Here is a 17,608-nt window from a genome sequence, read left to right on the forward strand (position 1 = left end):
TCCATTTTGTAGAGGTAATTTCATGTCCACTACCCTGTTCAGCCTGGCCTTCGGCGTCGGCACCCAAAACCGTGAAGGCGCTTGGCTGGAGGTGTTCTACGCACAGCCGATGCTCAAGCCGTCGGCTGAGATCGTTGCCGCTATCGCGCCGATCCTGGGCTACAGCGAAGGCAACCAGGCCATCACCTTCACCACCGCCCAGGCTTCGCAGTTGGCTGAGGCACTGCGCAACGTCGATGCCGCGCAAGCCAAGCTGCTGACCCGCCTGGCCGAAAGCCACAAGCCACTGGTCGCCACCTTGCTGGCCGAAGATGCCCAACTGAGCTCCACGCCTGAGGCCTACCTCAAGCTGCACCTGTTGTCCCATCGCCTGGTCAAGCCCCACGGCCTGAACCTGGCCGGCATTTTCCCGCTGCTGCCGAACGTGGCCTGGACCAGCCAGGGCGCGATCGACCTGGCCGAACTGGCCGAGCACCAGCTCGAAGCCCGCTTGCGCGGCGAGCTGCTGGAAGTGTTCTCGGTGGATAAATTCCCGAAAATGACCGACTACGTGGTCCCGGCCGGCGTGCGTATCGCCGATGCCGCGCGCCTGCGCCTGGGCGCCTACGTGGGCGAAGGCACCACGGTCATGCACGAAGGTTTCGTCAACTTCAATGCCGGCACCGAAGGCCCGGGCATGATCGAAGGCCGTGTCTCGGCGGGCGTGTTCGTCGGCAAGGGCTCGGACCTGGGCGGCGGTTGCTCGACCATGGGCACCCTGTCGGGCGGCGGCAACATCGTGATCAAGGTGGGCGAAGGCTGCCTGATCGGCGCCAACGCCGGCATCGGTATCCCGCTGGGCGACCGCAACACCGTAGAGTCGGGCCTGTACGTGACCGCCGGCACCAAAGTGAAGCTGCTGGACGAAAACAACCAACTGGTCAAAGTGGTCAAGGCCCGCGACCTGGCCGGCCAGCCCGACTTGTTGTTCCGTCGCAACTCCGAAACCGGTGCAGTGGAATGCAAGACGCATAAGTCGGCCATCGAGCTGAACGAAGCACTGCACGCTCATAACTAAGCTTCACTCCCTCACCTGTGGGGCGAGCTTTTTTTGTGGGAGCTGAGCTTGCTCGCGATGGCAGCGACACGGTTTACCGCGAGACCGTGTCATCGTTCATCGCGAGCAAGCTTGGCTCCCACAAAAAAAAGCCAGCTCCCACAGGGTCCGGCGTAACTCCAGCAGGGCCCGAAAGCATGTTGATCCAATCCCCTTGGCGCGCCGACTTCCCGGCCATCGCCGCCCTGCAACGGCAAGGCCAGACCTACCTGGACAGCGCCGCCACCACGCAAAAACCCCAAGCCCTGCTGGACGCCCTGACGCACTATTACGCTAACGGCGCGGCCAACGTGCACCGTGCGCAACATTTGCCCGGAGCGCTGGCCACCCAGGCATTCGAAGACAGTCGCCTCAAGGTTTCGCAATGGCTCAACGCGACGGACTGCGGACAGATCGTTTTCACCCACGGCGCCACTTCGGCGTTGAACCTGCTCGCCTACGGACTGGAACATCTGTTCAACCCTGACGATGAAATTGTTGTCAGCGCCCTGGAACATCACGCCAACCTGTTGCCTTGGCAGCAACTGGCCGAGCGTCGCGCGTTGAAGCTCGTAGTGCTGCCGCTGGATGCCGATGGAGTGATCGATACCAATGCCGCCGCCGAGCTGATCGGGCCGCGCACGCGCTTGTTGGCCGTGAGCCAGCTATCCAACGTCCTCGGCACGTGGCAGCCATTGCCGGCATTGCTGGCGATGGCCAAGGCGCAAGATGCGCTGACGGTGATCGATGGCGCCCAGGGTGTCGTCCATGGCCGCCACGATGTGGAGGCACTGGGCTGCGACTTCTATGTATTTTCCAGTCACAAGCTGTACGGCCCCGAAGGCCTGGGGGCGTTGTTCGGTCGCACCGAAGCGCTCAGCAAACTGCGTCACTGGCAATTTGGCGGCGAAATGGTCCAGCAAGCCGATTACCACAGCGCCACCTTCCGCCCGGCGCCGCTGGGTTTCGAGGCCGGCACACCGCCCATCGCCAGCGTGATTGGCCTGGGGGCGACACTCGACTACCTGTCCGGTCTCGACGGGCAAGCGGTCATCGACCATGAAACAGCGTTGCACGACTATTTGATTAGCGGCCTGCTGGCGCGCAACGGCGTGCGCCTGGTCGGCAACCCACGCCTGGCCCTGGTCAGCTTCGTGGTCGAAGGTATCCACAACGCCGACCTGGCGCACCTGCTGACCGAGCAAGGCATCGCCGTGCGCGCCGGGCATCACTGCGCAATGCCGCTGTTCAAGCATTTGAAGCTGTCCGGGGCGATTCGGGTATCGCTGGCGCTGTACAACGATTCCGCCGATCTCGAACGTTTCTTCGAAGCCCTGGACCAGGCCTTGGAGATGCTGCGATGAGCCTGCCCGCCGACGCCCTCACCGCGTTGCAGATTTTCCAGGAAGCCTCCGGCTGGGAACAACGGGCCCGTCTGCTGATGCAATGGGGCGAACGCCTGCCGCCCCTGAGCGACGCCGACCAGTGCGAGGCCAACCTCGTCCACGGCTGTGAGAGCCAGGTGTGGCTGGTGGGTCGCTTGCACGACGGGCATTGGCAGTTTTCCGCCAGCAGCGATGCGCGGTTGATCCGGGGGTTGGTGGCGTTGTTGCTGGCGCGGGTCAATGGCTTGTCCGCTGACGAGTTGCAGCAGGTGGATTTGCCGGATTGGTTCAATCAGTTGGGGTTGTCGCGACAGCTATCGCCGTCGCGCAGCAATGGGTTGAATGCGGTGTTGAAGCGGATGTTTGAGCTGACGCAATAACTGTGGCGAGGGAGCTTGCTCCCGCTTGAGTGCGAAGCGCTCATGAAAATGGGGACTGCTGCGCAGTCCAGCAGGAGCAAGCTCCCTCGCCACAGGTTCACCACTCCCTTAGTGAGCAGCGTTGCATTACTGCCCGGGCTTGACTCTGTCCGCCGGCCGTCGCACACCCGCCACGATCTTATCCACAGCCTTGGTCGCCGCGACCATGCCGAACGTCGCCGTGACCATCATCACCGCGCCAAACCCACCCGCGCAGTCGAGCTTGACGCCGTCACCGACAAAACTCTTCTGCAAGCAAATGCTGCCGTCCGGCTTCGGGTAGCGCAGTTGTTCGGTAGAGAACACGCAAGGCACGCTGTAGTGGCGGGTCACGGTGCGGGAAAAGCCGTAGTCGCGGCGCAAGGTGGAGCGCACCTTGGAGGCCAGTGGATCGTTGAACGTACGGTTCAAGTCGCAGACCTGGATCAGCGTCGGATCGATCTGCCCACCCGCGCCGCCGGTGGTGATGATCTGGATCTTGCGGCGCTTGCACCAGGCGATCAGCGCGGCCTTGGCGTTGACGCTGTCGATGCAGTCGATCACGCAATCGATGTTCGGCGTGATGTACTCGGCCATGGTGTCGCGGGTGACGAAGTCCGCCACCGCGTGCACCGTGCAGTCGGGGTTGATCCCGCGCAGCCGCTCGGCCATGACCTCGACCTTGGGCTTGCCGACGGTGCTGTCCAGGGCGTGCAACTGACGGTTGGCGTTGCTCACGCAGACATCGTCCAGGTCGAACAGCGAAATCTCGCCCACGCCGCAACGGGCAATGGCTTCCGCCGCCCAGGACCCGACACCGCCGACGCCGACAATCGCCACATGGGCCGCCCGCAGGCGCTCCAGGCCTTCGATGCCATACAAACGGGCGATGCCGGCAAACCGTGGATCTTCTGTACTCATGACCATTACCCCAAAAACCGGCGCGCATTATAGGGCTTTGCCGTGGCAATTCGAGCTGTTCGCGACATGAATCTCACCCCATCTCCTCTGTGGGAGCGAGCCTGCTCGCGAAGGCGATGTGTCAGTTAAATCGATTCTGCTGATCCAACGCTTTCGCGAGCAGGCTCGCTCCCACAGGTTTTGTGTTCCACCTGTCCCCCGCCAGGGGCCCATGAGGGTCGTTTTGCTATAAGATAACCGCCATTTTGTAGCCTCGGCCGAATACCATCCAACGGTCGAACTCAGGACCTGTGGGAGCGGGCTTGCTCGCGAAGGCGTCATCACTGACGCTAAGAGCTTCGCGAGCAAGCCCGCTCCCACATGGACTGCGATCTCCTTTCCTGCTTCCGGAGTTTTCCATGACGGCCCACGCCGACCTCTCGCCGACCCTGCAACTCGCCTGCGACCTGATTCGCCGTCCGTCCGTGACGCCGGTGGATGCCGATTGCCAAAACATCATGATGCAGCGCCTGGGCGACGCCGGTTTCAAGCTTGAGCCGATGCGTATCGAGGATGTGGATAACTTCTGGGCCAGCCATGGCAAGCATGACGGGCCGGTGCTGTGCTTCGCCGGGCACACCGACGTGGTGCCGACCGGTCCGGTGCAGGCCTGGCAGCTCGACCCGTTCAACGCGGTCATCGACGAGCAGGGCATGCTCTGCGGCCGTGGCGCGGCGGACATGAAAGGCAGCCTGGCGGCGATGGTCGTGGCGGCCGAGCGGTTCGTCGCCGACTACCCGGACCACAAGGGCTCGCTGACTTTCCTGATCACCAGCGATGAAGAAGGCCCGGCCCACCACGGCACCAAAGCCGTGGTCGAACGCCTCAAGGCCCGCCAGGAACGACTGGACTGGTGCATCGTCGGCGAGCCGTCGAGTACCACGTTGGTGGGCGACGTGGTCAAGAATGGTCGTCGCGGCTCCCTCGGCGCGAAGCTGACCGTGCGCGGCAAGCAAGGCCACGTGGCTTATCCACACCTGGCGAAGAACCCGATCCATCTGGCCGCGCCGGCCCTGGCTGAATTGGCCGCCGAGCATTGGGACCACGGCAACGATTTCTTCCCGCCGACCAGTTTCCAGATTTCCAACCTCAATTCCGGCACCGGTGCCACCAACGTGATCCCCGGTGACCTGGAAGCGGTGTTCAATTTCCGTTTCTCCACCGAATCCACCGTCGAAGGCCTGCAACAACGCGTCGCCGATATCCTCGACAAGCATCAACTGGACTGGCACATCGACTGGGCCTTGTCCGGCCTGCCATTCCTCACTGAGCCGGGTGCCTTGCTGGACGCCGTGTCGTCGAGCATCAAGGACGTGACCGGACGCGAAACCAAAGCCTCCACCAGCGGCGGCACGTCCGATGGTCGTTTCATCGCCACCATGGGCACGCAAGTGGTAGAACTGGGGCCGGTCAACGCGACCATCCATCAGGTCAACGAACGTGTGCTGGCCGCCGATCTCGACGTGCTCACCGAGATCTACTACAAGACGCTGATCAAGTTGCTCGCCTGATGCTTGCCTGTCCGATCTGCAGTGAACCGCTGAACGCGGCGGACACCGGCGTGGTGTGCCCGGCCGGGCATCGGTTCGACCGTGCGCGGCAGGGTTACCTGAACCTGCTGCCGGTGCAGCACAAGAACAGCCGCGACCCTGGCGACAACCAGGCGATGGTCGAAGCTCGCCGCGACTTTCTCAACGCCGGGCATTACGCCCCGGTCGCCCGGCGCCTGGCCGAGCTGGCCGCCGAACGTGCGCCTGGGCGCTGGCTCGACATCGGTTGCGGCGAAGGCTACTACACCGCGCAAATTGCCGAAGCGCTGCCCAATGCCGATGGCTATGCCCTGGACATCTCTCGCGAAGCGGTCAAACGAGCCTGCAAGCGTAACCCGCAACTGACCTGGTTGATCGCCAGCATGGCCCGGGTGCCGCTGGCGGACGGCTGTTGCCAGTTCCTGGCCAGCGTTTTCAGCCCGCTGGACTGGCAGGAGGCCAAGCGCTTGCTCAGCCCCGGCGGCGGACTGATGAAAGTCGGCCCCACCGCCGGCCACCTGATGGAATTGCGCGAGCGTCTCTACGACGAAGTACGCGAATACACCGACGACAAGCACCTGGCCCTGGTACCACCGGGCATGGAGCTGGATCACAGCGAAACCCTGGAATTCAAACTGGTGCTCACCGATGGCCAGGACCGCGCCAACCTGCTGGCGATGACGCCCCATGGCTGGCGCGCCAGTGCCGAACGCCGTGCCAGCGTGATCGAGCAGGCCGAGCCGTTCGAAGTCACGGTGTCGATGCGCTACGATTATTTCATTCTTCAATAATGACCTTTAGGCCTCGGGCAATCGCCTGGGGCCAGTTAAATCCGCGAATGGATTTTTCAAGACCGCAGCGAGGACATCCATGCGCCAACCCGATATCGAGATTTACCTGAAGGACGCCGACGTCGACCACAAGGCCATTGCCCACTGGCTCGGCCAGGCCCTGGGCCCTTGCAGCGACTGGGTACAGAAAGGCCAGACCTACAAGTGCAAGGCTGGCAACATCCCGGTGACCTGGCTGCCGAAGGCCGTGGGCAAATGGAACAGCCTGTACCTGGAAAGCGACCAGACCCCGTGGGAAGACGACATCGCCTGCGCCCGCGCCGCCTTCGCCGCGCTGAACGTCGAAGTGCGCTGCGCGCCTGGCTCCTGGGTGGAAGAGGAAGGGGAAGAATCGGCGGACCGCTGGATTCGCATCAGCGCCGATGGGGAAGAAGAGATTACCTGGAAGACGGCGTGACCCTAGTCTCAGGTCCAACCTGAACCTAAATGTGGGAGCGGGCTTGCTCGCGAAAGCGGTATATCAGGCAATATTTTCATTGGCTGACACACCGCTTTCGCGAGCAAGCCCGCTCCCACAAGGGATTTGCGGTGACTGCAAGAACGGGTTACAACCCCACCACATCCTCAGCCTGCAAGCCCTTCTGCCCTTCCACGACCGCGTACTCGACCTGCTGGCCTTCGGTCAGTGAACGGTGGCCTTCACCGCGGATGGCGCGGTAGTGCACGAATACATCCGCGCCGCCTTCACGCTGGATGAAGCCGTAACCCTTCGCGTCGTTGAACCACTTCACACTGCCGGTTTCCCGTGCTGCCATGATGCTCACTCCCATCTCTTATTATTAAGTCGGCTTTTCCCGCCCAACCGCAAAAGGCAAAGCCGTACGAACCTAAGCCACCGTCCGGCCGTCCATGGAGAAGGCCGGGGCAGTAGCTGGCCGAGTATATGACACCCGGAAAAACTCTCAACTGACTTTACTTCGGCGCTTTTTTGCCGATTTTCGATGAATCCGGCACACTAGCGAGCCCGAGCAGCCGCTCGGTTTTATCCACTCATGCAGAAGCCGTATGACCCGCTCCCCGTTCCGCCGTCTTGTGTTTGGCACCCTGCGCCGACTGTTGTACCTCTGGGTTCGCTCCGAGACGATCAACCAGTCGTCCTTCACCCTCAACCTCGACCGCAGTCGTCCGGTGTTCTACGTCCTGCAAGATCCCTCGCTCACCGACCTGGCGGTGCTCGACACCGAATGCACCAAGGCCGGCCTGCCCCGTCCGGTGCTCCCGGTCTCGGTGGGCAACCTGCTGGAGCCGGCGGCGTTTTTCTACCTGACGCCAGCGCCAGACTGGATCGGGCGCCAGGACAAGCGCGGTGCGCCGCCCACCCTGACGCGGCTGGTCGACGCCCTGACCCACAACGCCGCCGAAGATGCACAAATCATCCCGGTCAGCGTGTTCTGGGGGCAGTCGCCGGACAGCGAATCCAGCCCCTGGAAGCTGTTGTTTGCCGACAGTTGGGCCGTCACCGGGCGCCTGCGTCGCCTGCTGAGCATCATGATCCTGGGGCGCAAGACCCGCGTGCAATTCTCCGCGCCGATCCACCTGCGCGAATTGATCGAACACGACAAGGGCCACGAACGCACCGTGCGCATGGCCCAGCGGATTCTGCGGGTGCACTTCCGCAATCTGAAGGCGGCGGTCATCGGCCCTGATATTTCCCACCGACGCCACTTGGTCAAGGGCCTGTTGAACCAGCCGCTAGTCAAGCAGGCGATTGCCGAGGAAGCCGAGCGGGAAAAGATCTCCCCGGAAAAAGCCAAGGCCCAGGCCCTGCGCTACGGCAACGAGATCGCCTCGGACTACACCTACACCGCGATCCGTTTCCTGGAAGTGGTGCTGAGCTGGTTCTGGAACAAGATCTACGACGGCATCAAGGTCAACCACATCGAAGGCGTGCAGAAGGTCGCCCAGGGCCACGAAGTCATCTATGTGCCGTGCCACCGCAGCCACATCGACTACCTGCTGCTGTCATACCTGCTGTTTCGTAACGGCCTGACGCCGCCGCACATTGCTGCCGGCATCAACCTCAACATGCCGGTGATCGGCGGCCTGCTGCGCCGTGGCGGGGCGTTTTTCATGCGCCGTACATTCAAGGGCAACCCGCTCTACACCGCGGTGTTCAACGAATACCTGCACACGCTGTTCACCAAAGGCTTTCCGGTGGAATACTTCGTCGAGGGCGGTCGTTCGCGCACCGGGCGCATGCTGCAACCCAAGACTGGCATGCTCGCCATCACCCTGCGCAGCTTCCTGCGTTCGTCACGCATGCCCATCGTCTTCGTGCCGGTCTACATCGGTTATGAACGGGTACTGGAAGGCCGCACCTACCTGGGCGAACTGCGCGGGGCCAGCAAGAAAAAAGAATCGATCTTCGACATCTTCAAGGTCATCGGCGCCCTCAAGCAGCGCTTCGGGCAGGTGGCGGTGAACTTCGGCGAACCCATCAAGCTGGCGGAATTCCTCGACAGCGAACAACCGGATTGGCGCCAACAGGAATTGGGCCCGCAATTCAAACCGGCCTGGCTCAACGCGACCACCCACCGCCTCGGCGAACGCGTGGCCCGGCACCTGAACGAAGCCGCGGCCATCAACCCGGTCAACCTCGTCGCCCTGGCGCTGCTGTCCACCAGCCGCCTGGCCCTGGACGACCGCGCCATGGCCCGGGTGCTCGACCTGTACCTGGCGTTGTTGCGCAAAGTCCCGTACTCGCCCCATACCACCCTGCCCGAAGGCGATGGCCAAGCGCTGATCAAGCACGTCAAAGGCATGGACCTGCTGTCGGAACAGAGCGATGCCCTGGGCAAGATTCTGTACCTGGACGAGCAGAACGCGGTGCTGATGACCTACTACCGCAACAACGTGCTGCACATCTTCGCCCTGCCGGCGTTGCTGGCGAGCTTCTTCCAGAGCAGCTCGCGCATGAGCCGCGAACAAATCCTGCGCTACACCCATGCGTTGTACCCGTACCTGCAATCGGAGCTGTTCATTCGCTGGTCGCTGGAAGAACTGGACGGCGTGGTCGACCAGTGGCTCGACGCGTTCGTCGAACAGGGCCTGCTGCGTTTCGAAAACGACCTGTACCTGCGTCCGGCGCCAAGTTCGCGGCACTTCGTGCTGCTGACGTTGCTGTCGAAAAGCATCGCCCAGACCTTGCAGCGCTTCTACATGACCGTCTCGCTGCTGCTCAACAGCGGTCAAAACACCGTCAGCGCCGAAGAACTGGAAGACCTCTGCACCGTCATGGCCCAGCGCCTGTCGATCCTGCATGGCCTGAATGCGCCGGAATTCTTCGACAAAAGCCTGTTCCGCCACTTTATCCAGACGATGCTCGACCTCGACGTGCTGCGCCGGGACGAAGCGGGCAAGCTCAGCTATCACGAGCTGCTCGGCGAACTGGCCGAAGGTGCGGCCAAGCGGGTGCTGCCGGCGGAGATTCGTTTGTCGATCCGCCAGGTGGCATTGCATCGCAGTGAAGACGCGGCGGAGGTCGCCGTCAGCCCCGACCTTTGACGCATGCCGATCACTCACCGTGAACAGAGAACGGTTCTGGTGAGTGCATCGGTCGATAGACAGGCGTACTCCGACGTTGCGCAGCGGCCAAAGCGACGTCAAACGGAGAAAAGACCTACAGAGAACTTTGGAGCAGCTCTCTAGGATGGGCTTACGTCAATCTCGACGTATTGAAAAGGAATTCAACTCATGAAACACGCAATCAACGTAACACTGCGTCTGCCAGACGATTATCAAGTCCCACAAACAGGCGCAGGGGATTATGCAATTTCCATCGAAAAAAAGACCGGTCTGCCAGGCGCCTATCCTGCCATCAGCTCCAACGTATTTCCGGCGGGAACACCTCTGGTCTTTTCCTTCCACATCGTTCCCGATTTCGACCCGGCTGTCCCAGGGGATGAGTTCTCGGTGAAGATGCAAATCAACCATGAAGGCACTGACTTTCTAGCCGATAACGAACATGCCTTCATTTGGAATGGAGGCGATCAAGACGTTGAGATCGATCTGAGCCTGGCGCCCTCGTCGGCCAGTGAGATCGCGTCCAACATCTGAGTCGTTACGTTTCGGCTGGATTTTTGGTGCCGATTCCTCCAGATTCTCTTTGACGCCAGCGTGTTGCTGGCGTCAAAGGAAAGGTACTTCCACATGAAAAAATGTCTTCTGCTTGCATTCACTTCACTGCTGGCCGCGTGCCAATCATCAACGCCACCCGCCGCCTCCGTCGCGAGCCTCGATGGCGAAGTCTTCTATCTGCAACGCATCGCCCTGCCGCCCAACGCCACCTTGAGCGTGAGCCTGCAGGACGTTTCCCTGGCCGACGCTCCTGCGGTGGTGCTCGATGAGCAGCGCGGCCCAGTCAAAGGCCAGGTCCCGTTGCCGTTCCACCTCAGTTATGATGCCAATCAGGTCAAGCCCGGCCATCGTTATGCCGTGAGCGCCCGCATCGAAGTGGACGGCCAGTTGATGTTCATCACCACTGAACAGCATACGGTCCAACTCGATGGCAAAGATCCGCAGCCGTTGAAGATTCGCGTCAACGCCGCACGCTGATTCCTTTTAAATTCCATCAAGGAAGCTGCCATGCTCCGCCCTACCCTTCGTTTCACCGGCCTGTGTGCCGGCCTGTTGATCTGCGCCAATGCCATGGCCCTGTCCCTGGGCGACCTGTCGCAACAAGATGCCACGGGTGGCCTCAAGGACGCCTTGACCCAAGGCGCACAGGTGGCGGTCAAGCAACTCGGCACTCCCGGCGGCTTCAGCAACAACCCGGACGTGAAGATCGAACTGCCAGGCAAGCTGGGCAAAGTTGCCAGCAAGATGAAGGCCTTCGGCATGGGCGAGCAGGTCGATCAACTGGAAACCAGCATGAACCAGGCTGCTGAGGCCGCCGTAGTCCAGGCCCAGCCGATCCTGGTCAATGCCGTGAAGAACATGAGCGTGAGCGATGCCAAGGGCATCTTGAGCGGCGGCAACGACTCGGCCACGCAATACCTGAACAAGAGCAGCCGCGAGCAGATCCGCGCCAAGTTCCTGCCCATCGTCAAGCTGGCCACCGACAAGGTCGGCCTGGCCCAGAAATACAACGCCTTCGCCGGCCAGGCCGCGACGTTCGGCGTGCTGGATGCCAAGAGCGCCAACATCGAAAACTACGTGACCGAGCGGGCGCTGGACGGCTTGTTCGAGATGATCGGCAAGCAGGAAGCCACCATTCGCCAGAACCCGGCGGCTGCGGCGACCAGTTTGGCGAAGAAGGTGTTCGGTACGCTCTAAGCCAAGCGCAAAAACACTGTGGGAGCGAGCCTGCTCGCGATGAATACACCGTCTATCTGACAAACCACAATCCTGTGGCGAGGGAGCTTGCTCCCGCTGGGCTGCGCAGCGGCCCCAAGCTTTTGCGGTTGCTGCGCAACCGAGCGGGAGCAAGCTCCCTCGCCACAGGTTAGGTGTACACCTGTTGATCAGGTTTTCTTGACCCTGAACCACGCCGCATACAACGCTGGCAGGAACAACAGCGTCAACGCCGTGGCCACGATCAGGCCGCCCATGATCGCCACCGCCATCGGCCCGAAGAACAAACTGCGCGACAGCGGGATCATCGCCAGCACCGCCGCCAGTGCGGTGAGCACGATGGGGCGGAAGCGTCGCACCGTGGCTTCGATGATCGCCTGCCAAGGCGCCAGCCCGGCCTTGATGTCCTGCTCGATCTGGTCCACCAGGATCACCGAGTTGCGCATGATCATCCCCGACAGCGCAATGGTGCCCAGCATGGCGACGAAGCCGAACGGCTGGCGGAACACCAGCAGGAACAGCGTGACGCCGATCAATCCCAGGGGCGCCGTAAGGAACACCATGGCCGTGCGTGAGAAGCTGCGCAGTTGCAGCATCAGCAGCGTCAGCACCACCACGATGAATAACGGCACACCGGCATTCACCGATTTCTGGCCACGGGCCGAATCCTCCACCGTACCGCCCACTTCCAGCAGGTAACCGTCCGGCAGCTCGGCGCTAATCGGGTCCAGGGTCGGGAAGATCTGTTGCACCAGGGTCGCCGGTTGTTCCTTGCCGTAGATATCGGCCCGCACGGTCACGCTCGGCAGCCGATTGCGGTGCCAGATCACGCCCTCCTCGAAACCGTATTCCAACGTCGCGATCTGCGACAAGGCAACACTCTTGCCGTTGTCGGTCGGCACTGCCAGGCTCGGCAGCAACGACAACTCGGTGCGCTCATGCACCGTACCGCGCAGCAAAATCTCGATCAATTCATTGTCTTCCCGGTACTGGCTGACGCTGGAGCCGGTGAGGGAGCTGCGCAGGAAACTCGCCAGGTGGGTGGTGCTGACACCCAGGGCCCGGGCGCGGTCCTGGTCAACGTTGAGGTACACCACCTTGCTCGGCTCCTCCCAGTCCAGATGCACGTTGACCACGTAGGGGTTTTCGCGAACTTTTGTCGCCACTTTCCGCGCCAGGGCCCGGACTTCTTCGATGTGTTCACCCGTGACGCGGAACTGCACCGGATAGCCGACCGGCGGGCCGTTTTCCAGGCGCGTGACCCGCGAGCGCAGGGTCGGAAATTGCTCGTTCAGGGTCGAAATCAACCAACTGCGCAACGGCTCGCGGTCTTCGATGGTCTTGGCCAGCACCACGAACTGGGCGAAGCTGGAGGCCGGCAGCTGTTGGTCCAACGGCAGGTAGAAACGCGGTGAACCGGTGCCGACGTAGGCCACATAGTTGTCGATGCCGGCATGGTCCTTGAGCAGCGCTTCCAGGCGCTTGACCTGCTCGGCGGTATTACTCAGCGAGGCGCCTTCCTGCAGTTTCAAGTCGACCATCAGCTCCAGCCGCCCCGATGCCGGGAAGAACTGCTGCGGTACGAACCGGAACAACGCCACCGAGCCGACAAACAACAGCACGGTCAGCAGGATGACGGTTTTGCGCCGACGCACGCACCACTCCACCATCCGCCGGACACGCTGATAGAACGGCGTGCCGTAAGGGTCGGTCTGGCCGTCAGTCGTGCCATGTTTGGCCGCGTGAATTTTCGCCAGGTCCGGCAGGAGCTTTTCCCCCAGGTACGGTACGAACACCACGGCGGCCACCCAGGAGGCCAGCAATGCCAAAGTCACCACCTGGAAAATCGAACGGGTGTATTCGCCGGTGCCCGATTGCGCGGTGGCGATCGGCAGGAAGCCCGCCGCCGTAATCAAGGTACCGGTGAGCATCGGGAATGCGGTGCTGGTCCAGGCGAAGCTGGCCGCCTTGATCCGGTCGAAACCCTGCTCCATCTTGATCGCCATCATCTCCACCGCAATGATCGCGTCGTCCACCAGCAACCCCAGGGCCAACACCAGCGCACCGAGGGAAATCTTGTGCAGGCCGATACCCAGGTAATACATGGCGGCGAAGGTCATCGCCAACACCAGCGGAATCGCCAGGGCCACCACCATCCCGGTGCGCAACCCGAGGGAGAAGAAGCTCACCAGCAACACGATCGTCAGGGCTTCCACCAGCACCTGGACGAACTCACCGACCCCGGTCTTTACCGCCGCCGGCTGGTCCGACACCTTGTGCAATTGCATGCCGGCCGGCAGTGAGTTCTGGAGGCGAGCAAAGTCGACCTCAAGGGCCTTGCCCAGAATCAGGATATCCCCGCCTTGCTTCATCGCCACGGCCAGGCCAATGGCGTCTTCGCCCATGAAGCGCATGCGGGGCGCCGGCGGGTCGTTGAAACCGCGACGCACGTCCGCCAGGTCGCTGATACGGAACGTACGATCGCCGACCCGGATCGGGAAGTTGCGGATCTCCTCCACGGTCTGGAAATTCCCCGAGACCCGTAGCTGCAAACGCTCGCTGCCGGTTTCGAAGAAGCCGGCGGTGGAAACCGTGTTCTGCTCTTCAAGGGCCTGCTGGACCGCCGCCAAGGGCAGGCCGAGGGTCGCCAGCTTAACGTTCGACAACTCGATCCAGATCTTCTCGTCCTGCAAACCGATCAGTTCGACCTTGCCCACATCCTTGACCCGCTGCAGCTGGAGCTGGATGCGATCGGCGTAGTCCTTGAGCACGGCATAGTCGAAGCCTTCGCCGGTCAGTGCGTAGATATTGCCGAAGGTGGTGCCGAATTCATCGTTGAAGAACGGCCCCTGGACATCCGGCGGCAAGGTGTGGCGGATGTCGCCGATCTTCTTGCGCAACTGATACCACAGCTCGGGAATCTGCGCCGAATGCATGGAATCACGCGCCGCGAAAGTCACCTGGGATTCCCCCGGGCGGGAGAACGAGACGATCTTTTCGTAATCGCCGGTTTCCATCAGCTTCTTTTCGATACGCTCGGTGACTTGGCGCGACACTTCCTCGGCCGTCGCTCCCGGCCACACGGTGCGAATGACCATGGCCTTGAAGGTGAACGGCGGATCCTCGCTCTGGCCGAGCTTGGTGTAGGAAAGCGCCCCGACGATGGCCAGCAACAGCATCAGGAACAGTACGATCTGGCGGTTACGCAACGCCCATTCGGAAAGATTGAAACCCATTGGGATTACTCCTTGGCCGCCAGGTTGACCACGCGGTTGGAGCGATCCACCGGCCGCACCTGCTGGCCGTCGAGGAGCACATGTATGCCAGCCGCCACCACCCAGTCATTGGCGCTCAAGCCTTCGAGCACCGGCACGGTTTTTTCGCCGAAGGCACCCACGCGCACCGGGGCTTTCCTGACCGTGTTGTCCGGGTTGACGACCCAGACGTAGGTGGCGCCATTCTCGGCAGTGAGGGCTGATAGCGGCACTGACAGCGGCGCCTTTTCAGCCGTCTGGATAAACACCCGGGCACTTTGGCCCAGCTCCGCCGGAACACTGCCGGCGGTGAAGGCCACGCGGGCGGCGAAGGTGCGGGACTTGGGGTCGGCGGCCGGCGACAGCTCACGAATCCGCCCGCTGAAGCGCTGGTCAGGCTGGCTCCACAACTCGACCGACACCGGCTGGCCAATCTTGAACCGGCCAAAGCCCTGTTCCGGCAGGCTGATCAGCACTTCACGCTCGCCATCGGTGGCCAGGGTGAAAACGGTTTGCCCGGCCGAAACCACTTGCCCGACTTCCACCGAACGCCGGGCCACCACGCCATCCTGGGGCGCACGCAGCACCGAATAGCTGGCCTGGTTGTTGGCGACATCGAACTCGGCCTTGATCTGCTTGAGCCGCGCGGTGCCGGAGCGGTAGAGGTTTTCGGCGTTGTCGTATTGGGAGCGGCTGACCATCTGCCGCTCCATCAAGGTCTTGTAGCGGTCACGTTCGGCGCGGACCAGGTTCAGGTTGGCCTCGGCGGCGGCGACCTGGGCACGGGTCGCTTCCAGTTGCAGGCGTACGTCCTCGGGGTCGAGCTCGGCCAGCGGTTGATTGGCCTTGACCCGCTGCCCCTCTTCCACCAGTCGTCGGCTCACCTTGCCGCCAATGCGAAAGGCCAGTTCAGGCTCGAAACGTGCCCGCACTTCGCCAGGGTAACTGTCCATCGCCTGGGCCGACGGCTCGGGCTTGACCACCATGGCGGGACGCACGGCGACGGGCACCGGCTCGTCATGACCGCACGCAGACAATAAAAAAGCCAGGGCGACTGGCATGGCGAGGGGCAGGGCATAGCGGAACATGGCGAGTGACCTTTCGCTAATGGTGCTTGGAATAATTATACTGGCGAGTATGTTATTAATAGCAAACTCACCAGTCCAGTATTAAAGCGAAGAATGTCGAACAATCCTTCAACCCCCAGCGGCCCTGGCCGCCCCAAGGACCTGGCCAAGCGCCAGGCCATTCTCGACGCGGCGAAACGCCTGTTCCTGAGCATGGGGTATGCCAATACCAGCATGGACGCCGTCGCCACCGAGGCGGGTGTTTCGAAACTGACGGTCTACAGCCATTTCAACGACAAGGAGACGCTGTTTTCCGCTGCCGTGATGGCCAAATGTGAAGAGCAGGTGCCATCGCTGTTTTACGAATGGCCTGACGGCGTTCCCATCGAACACGTGTTGCTGAACATTGCCCGCGGGTTCAATCAACTGATCAACAGCGATGAATCGTTGAACCTGCATCGCCTGATCATGGCCCTGGGCAGCCAGGACCCGAAGCTGTCGACGATTTTCTACGAAGCCGGTCCGCAACGGATGCTCTCAGGCATGGAGCGGCTGCTGACCAAGGTCAACCAGAGCGGCGCCCTGAGCATCGATAAACCGCGCAATGCCGCCGAGCACTTCTTCTGCCTGATCAAGGGCGCGGCGAACTTCCGCTTGTTGTCAGGCTGCGGCCCGGCCCCGGAACCGGAAGCCGCCGAGGCTCATGTGCAGGAAGTGGTGGGGTTGTTCGTGCGGGCTTATCGGCCTTAGCCTTTCGCTGGCTGGAAGGGCCCCATCGCGAGCAAGCTCGCTCCCACAGGGTTTGATGAACACCACAGATCCAATGTGGGAGCGGGCTTGCTCGCGAAGGCGATGGCACAGCCAACATCACCGTCTCAGACAAACCGCTATCGCGAGCAGGCTCGCTCCCACAGTTGACCGGTGCGAACACATCTCCATCATTCGACGACAAACCCTGTGGGAGCGAGCCTGCTCGCGATGCAGGCAACTCGGTCTCAAGGCTTGAGCGCTTTCTTCGGATAGATGTCGTAGCGACTGGACTTGCCATCGAGCCCATGGCTCGGCTTCGGCCCTTCGATGCACGGGGCCTTGCGTGGGCGCTTGACCACCACTCGATGAGTCGCCAAGGCCAGGGCCGCGGCGAGCAGCGCCGGGGCGTCCGGGTCATCGCCCACCAGGGGCCGGAACAAGCGCATCTCCTTCTTCACCAAGGCGGTTTTCTCACGATGAGGGAACATCGGGTCCAGGTAGATCACCTGGGGCGGTTCGCCTTCCCAGTTGCGCATCACCTCGATGGAGTTGCCCTTGAGCAAGCGCATGCGCGCCACGATCGGCGCCACGTCGAAGTCCTCTGCGCCACGGGCCAGGCCATCCTCCAACAAGGCCGCGATCAGCGGCTGGCGCTCGATCAAGCTCATTTCACAGCCCAGGCTGGCCAGCACAAACGCATCCTTGCCCAACCCGGCGGTGGCATCCAGCACCCGCGGGCGCACACCCTGGGCGATCCCGACTGCCTTGGCGATCATCTGGCCACTGCCGCCGCCGTACAACCGCCGATGGGCCGCCCCACCCTCGACGAAGTCCACGCGCACCGGCCCTGGCGCATCCGGGCCCAACTGCTGCAACTGCACCCCTTGCTCACCGACCTGCAAGGCGAACTCGCCTTCGTCCCCTTGCAAAGGCAGGCCAAGCCGCTCGGCCCAGTGTTCGGCCTGCGGTTGGAAGGCCGGGGCCAGGGCCTCGACATGGATGCGGCAGGCCGCGGGTTGCTCACTCATGGAAGTTGTTCACTTATGG

At 62.2% G+C, this 17,608-nt stretch carries 16 protein-coding genes; 11 read left to right on the forward strand and 5 right to left on the reverse strand.

From position 1 onward, the window contains the following. The first annotated feature begins 22 nt into the window (after positions 1 to 22). The 3 genes from dapD (at position 23) to HU767_RS06770 (ending at position 2,840) form a co-directional block, all read left to right on the forward strand. Positions 23 to 1,057 carry a 2,3,4,5-tetrahydropyridine-2,6-dicarboxylate N-succinyltransferase gene (gene dapD, locus HU767_RS06760; RefSeq protein ID WP_186705492.1) on the forward strand — a complete coding sequence of 345 codons (1,035 nt, stop codon included), beginning with the start codon at positions 23 to 25 and terminating at the stop codon, positions 1,055 to 1,057. A 176-nt stretch (positions 1,058 to 1,233) separates the two neighbouring features. Then, a complete protein-coding gene (locus HU767_RS06765; protein WP_186728927.1) occupies positions 1,234 to 2,439 on the forward strand; it encodes a cysteine desulfurase in 1,206 nt (401 codons plus the stop codon). Further along, positions 2,436 to 2,840 (forward strand): SufE family protein, encoded by a 405-nt coding sequence (locus HU767_RS06770; protein ID WP_186705490.1) that lies wholly within the window; start codon positions 2,436 to 2,438, stop codon positions 2,838 to 2,840. Before HU767_RS06765 ends, HU767_RS06770 begins: the two co-directional genes overlap by 4 nt. Positions 2,841 to 2,966: 126 nt before the next feature. Here the strand turns inward: HU767_RS06770 and tcdA are convergent, their stop codons facing one another. Further along, positions 2,967 to 3,785, reverse strand: coding sequence for a tRNA cyclic N6-threonylcarbamoyladenosine(37) synthase TcdA (gene tcdA, locus HU767_RS06775; protein WP_030139502.1), 819 nt, complete (start codon positions 3,783 to 3,785; stop codon positions 2,967 to 2,969). 392 nt (positions 3,786 to 4,177) lie between these two features. On the opposite strand from tcdA, the gene dapE reads away from it, so the two are divergent. The 3 genes from dapE to HU767_RS06790 all read left to right on the forward strand — a co-directional run bounded on the left by dapE (position 4,178) and on the right by HU767_RS06790 (position 6,595). Continuing rightward, positions 4,178 to 5,329: a succinyl-diaminopimelate desuccinylase gene (gene dapE, locus HU767_RS06780; protein WP_186705489.1), complete on the forward strand. Its 1,152-nt coding sequence runs from the start codon at positions 4,178 to 4,180 to the stop codon at positions 5,327 to 5,329. Then, the gene (locus HU767_RS06785; RefSeq protein ID WP_186728928.1) at positions 5,329 to 6,138 is read left to right on the forward strand and encodes a putative RNA methyltransferase; all 810 of its coding nucleotides are present in this window, start codon (positions 5,329 to 5,331) and stop codon (positions 6,136 to 6,138) included. Before dapE ends, HU767_RS06785 begins: the two co-directional genes overlap by 1 nt. Positions 6,139 to 6,217: 79 nt before the next feature. Next, positions 6,218 to 6,595, forward strand: coding sequence for a hypothetical protein (locus HU767_RS06790; protein ID WP_186705487.1), 378 nt, complete (start codon positions 6,218 to 6,220; stop codon positions 6,593 to 6,595). Positions 6,596 to 6,743: 148 nt separating this feature from the next. Here HU767_RS06790 and HU767_RS06795 read toward each other — a convergent pair whose 3' ends face one another. Continuing rightward, positions 6,744 to 6,953: a cold-shock protein gene (locus HU767_RS06795; protein ID WP_003198198.1), complete on the reverse strand. Its 210-nt coding sequence runs from the start codon at positions 6,951 to 6,953 to the stop codon at positions 6,744 to 6,746. Positions 6,954 to 7,203: 250 nt separating this feature from the next. Between HU767_RS06795 and plsB the strand changes: the two genes are divergently transcribed. The 4 genes from plsB to HU767_RS06815 all read left to right on the forward strand — a co-directional run bounded on the left by plsB (position 7,204) and on the right by HU767_RS06815 (position 11,472). Continuing rightward, a complete protein-coding gene (plsB, locus tag HU767_RS06800) occupies positions 7,204 to 9,702 on the forward strand; it encodes a glycerol-3-phosphate 1-O-acyltransferase PlsB (RefSeq protein WP_186728935.1) in 2,499 nt (832 codons plus the stop codon). A gap of 189 nt (positions 9,703 to 9,891) precedes the next feature. Beyond that, on the forward strand, positions 9,892 to 10,254 hold the full coding sequence (locus HU767_RS06805; RefSeq protein ID WP_186728937.1) for a hypothetical protein: 363 nt from the start codon (positions 9,892 to 9,894) through the stop codon (positions 10,252 to 10,254). Between the two features lie 93 nt (positions 10,255 to 10,347). Continuing rightward, entirely contained in the window at positions 10,348 to 10,752 is a 405-nt protein-coding gene (locus tag HU767_RS06810) for a YbaY family lipoprotein (protein ID WP_186705484.1), read from the forward strand. A 30-nt stretch (positions 10,753 to 10,782) separates the two neighbouring features. After that, positions 10,783 to 11,472, forward strand: a complete 690-nt coding sequence (locus HU767_RS06815) for a DUF4197 domain-containing protein (protein ID WP_186728939.1) — start codon at positions 10,783 to 10,785, stop codon at positions 11,470 to 11,472. Between the two features lie 188 nt (positions 11,473 to 11,660). Here the strand turns inward: HU767_RS06815 and HU767_RS06820 are convergent, their stop codons facing one another. Together HU767_RS06820 and HU767_RS06825 are read right to left on the reverse strand one after the other, a co-directional pair. Beyond that, complete coding sequence (locus tag HU767_RS06820; RefSeq protein ID WP_186728941.1) at positions 11,661 to 14,726, reverse strand: efflux RND transporter permease subunit; 3,066 nt, start codon at positions 14,724 to 14,726, stop codon at positions 11,661 to 11,663. 5 nt (positions 14,727 to 14,731) lie between these two features. After that, a complete protein-coding gene (locus tag HU767_RS06825) occupies positions 14,732 to 15,832 on the reverse strand; it encodes an efflux RND transporter periplasmic adaptor subunit (RefSeq protein WP_186705481.1) in 1,101 nt (366 codons plus the stop codon). Between the two features lie 93 nt (positions 15,833 to 15,925). Between HU767_RS06825 and HU767_RS06830 the strand changes: the two genes are divergently transcribed. Then, on the forward strand, positions 15,926 to 16,561 hold the full coding sequence (locus tag HU767_RS06830; protein ID WP_186705480.1) for a TetR/AcrR family transcriptional regulator: 636 nt from the start codon (positions 15,926 to 15,928) through the stop codon (positions 16,559 to 16,561). Positions 16,562 to 16,806: 245 nt separating this feature from the next. Here the strand turns inward: HU767_RS06830 and HU767_RS06835 are convergent, their stop codons facing one another. Next, positions 16,807 to 17,589: a class I SAM-dependent methyltransferase gene (locus HU767_RS06835; protein ID WP_186705479.1), complete on the reverse strand. Its 783-nt coding sequence runs from the start codon at positions 17,587 to 17,589 to the stop codon at positions 16,807 to 16,809. Between the last annotated feature and the right edge of the window lie 19 nt (positions 17,590 to 17,608).

It is taken from the genome of Pseudomonas sp. SWRI179 (assembly GCF_014268705.1).
Lineage (GTDB): Bacteria > Pseudomonadota > Gammaproteobacteria > Pseudomonadales > Pseudomonadaceae > Aquipseudomonas > Aquipseudomonas zanjanensis.